At 36.7% G+C, this 3,067-nt stretch carries 1 protein-coding gene; it reads right to left on the bottom strand.

What is annotated here, in order from left to right; genetic code table 11:
- Positions 1 to 1,001: 1,001 nt before the first annotated feature.
- Positions 1,002 to 2,417, bottom strand: coding sequence for a sodium:alanine symporter family protein (locus I6E85_RS20645; protein ID WP_024591297.1), 1,416 nt, complete (start codon positions 2,415 to 2,417; stop codon positions 1,002 to 1,004).
- Between the last annotated feature and the right edge of the window lie 650 nt (positions 2,418 to 3,067).

The raw sequence follows: 3,067 nt of genomic DNA on the forward strand, positions 1-3,067 counted from the left end.
TGGAATTGGTAGACACAAGGGATTTAAAATCCCTCGACTAACAAGTCGTGCCGGTTCAAGTCCGGCCTCGGGCACCATCTCTTTATTAAGCGCTCTGCTTAAAAAATCTAATAAATCTTCTAATATCTATAAAATATCCAGTAAAAATCCTGATTTATCATTTTTATGTTTTCTATGATTTATATTATCTTGATATGCACTATTTTATGCATGGTCTACCCAATAATAGCGTTGTGTGATAGTTCATTAAGAGTTTGTATATCTATCGTATTAAAGATATATATGAGTAAGCATAATGTAATATTTCCAAACCCAATCCTATAGCGCCTCAAATAAACCAGCCATGCAATCCTTAGCGACACACAGTACTTAATGCTAATGAATACACTTTGAACTGAACTAAGCGTCATAGACTTATGATACCAACCAGTAAAGTAGGCCATTAGCTTTAAAAAATTCAAAACAGTAAAGCAATCTACACCTCGAGAGCAAATAACCTTGAAAGCAAAGTTCAAACACCTATGTGCTGGTAGCATAAAGTAATACCAATCTGCTTATATATGGGGTCTATTTAAGGTTAAGGAAATTACGCTAGATTTAGGCAAAAATTTTTGTATCTAGTGTTCTAAATAAAAATTTTTAACGACGTTATAGTGCAATTTAATTCGTTAAATTGCTCAGAGATTTATGCAGGTTGGTATAGTTGTCGAATTGGTTGGTAACACATGCTCATTGGAAGTTAAAAATCGCGGGTAAGAGTAAGTCTAGAGTTATGGTGAGAACTTCAAATAGGTAAACAATAAAGTGCTTATACATAATGCAGAGCTATGGGCATTAAACATCTGTTTTTGTAGGTTGTCTTATCTAGGCTGATAATCAGATAATGTCTATACAGTTCTTATCGTCCGTAACAGCTTTTACTAATAAATGATCGAGTGCTATGTGCCAGGACTTTTTATTTTTAGAACTAAAAAAGCGAGCCGTAGCTCGCTGTTTATTGTTTATTTCCAGGCCTCGGGATCGACCTCTTTAGCAAGTTTAGGATGCTTACTTTTGTCAAAGGTGGGTATTAAGCCCTTTTTGCGTTGTTCGTTGTAATCTTTAGAGAGCCATACAACAACACCTGAAAGCATAAATAGCGCTATAACGTTTACAATGGCCATTAAACCCATTGATATATCTGCCAGCGTCCAAATTAAACCAAGCTCACCAACAGCACCAAACATCACCATACCTAAAACAACAAGTCTAAAGATAAACATACCTTTATTAGAGTTGTGCTCTAAAAACATTAAATTTGTTTCAGCGTAAGAGTAATTAGCCACAATAGAAGTAAAAGCAAAAAACAATATAGCAATGGCAATAAAGTAAGTACCCCAGTCGCCGACATGTTCTTGTAATGCTGCTTGTGTAAGTTCAATCCCCATAACACCAGATTCAGGTACTAATTGCTGCGATAGTAAAATAAGAGAAGCAGTCGCTGTACAAATAACAATAGTATCAATAAATACACCTAGCATTTGCACATAACCTTGTGATGCTGGATGAGGAGGGTAAGGTGTCGCAGTGGCTGCAGCATTAGCTGCACTACCCATACCAGCTTCGTTTGAGAATAAGCCACGCTTTATACCTTGGATCATAGCTTGTGTAACACCATAACCAATTGCACCTGCACCAGCTTGTTCAATACCAAAAGCACTTTTTATTATAAGTACAATTACATCAGGTAATGCAGTAAAGTTAATAGCGCATACATAAAGAGCCACTAACAAGTAAGCTAATGCCATAAATGGGACAACCATTTCAGCAAAACGAGAAATCGTTTTCAAACCACCAAAAATAATAATACCAGAGCCAATAACCAAGCAAATGCCTACTATATACTTAGGTACATCAAACGCTACTTCAAATGCTGCAGCAATAGAGTTTGACTGTACGGCGTTAAATACCAAACCAAAGGCTAAAATTAAGCATAACGAGAATAAAGTCCCCATCCAGCGTTTACCTAAACCGTTTTGCATATAATAAGCAGGGCCACCTCTAAAATTGCCTTCAGCATCTTTTGTTTTATAAGCCTGAGCCAAAGTACTTTCAGCAAAGCTTGTAGCCATACCTATTAATGCAATAAGCCACATCCAAAAAATAGCACCTGGCCCACCTAGGTATAAGGCAACAGCAACACCAGCCATATTACCTGTACCAACGCGTGCAGCTAACGAAGTACAAAAAGCCTGAAAGGATGAAATTTCGTTATCGGCACATTTACGAGAGCCAAACATAACTTTGAACATATGTGGAAATTGCACAAACTGAATAAAGCCTAGTCGAAAAGTAAAAAAGAGGCCTGCTGCTATTAATAAGTAGACGAGAACTTGGCCCCATAGAAGGGCACTTATACTGTTTATTATGTCTGTCATGGATACTGCCTAAATACATGAGTTAAAAAAAGTGACCGCAACTTATCACATCAGGATAAAAGTGTTTAGTTTTAAAGTTCAAAAACAGAGTTATCAACAGGGTTTTGTGGGTAACTTGTGCTTATCGTGTGTGCTTGCTTGGGGCTTAATTTTAATTACTATTTAATGAAAATAACGCTTGCGTAAAATCCGCCGCTCCCTATAATGCGACCCCACTGAGACGGGAAACGCTGAAGCATAGCGAGGCACGAAATACTCAGAGAGTTAAATAAAACTTCGGTTTTAAATTGTCGAAAGAAAGTTTAAAACTAAGTATTGACTCGAAAAATAAAGGGTGTATTATTCGCATCCCTTGAGACGCTAAAGCGACTCAAGACGTTCTTTAACAATATAAAGCAATCATCTGTGTGGGCACTCGTACAGATTGAGTTCTAACAGCCAAACTACTTTGTTCTTTATTGAGCAAGTAGGGAGGCAAACAAATTTAGAGTCTCAATTGAAAACTGAGTGACCAACAGAAGTAACTTATTTATAAGTTGCTTCGGCACAGTCAATTCAATATCGAAAGATATTAAAAAATTCAGAATTCATTGAGCTGTCGAAAGACATAAAACTTTTTAATTGAAGAGTTTGATCATGGCTCAGATTGA

This window comes from Pseudoalteromonas sp. NZS71 (assembly GCF_015864715.1).
GTDB classification, from domain to species: Bacteria; Pseudomonadota; Gammaproteobacteria; order Enterobacterales; family Alteromonadaceae; genus Pseudoalteromonas; species Pseudoalteromonas arctica.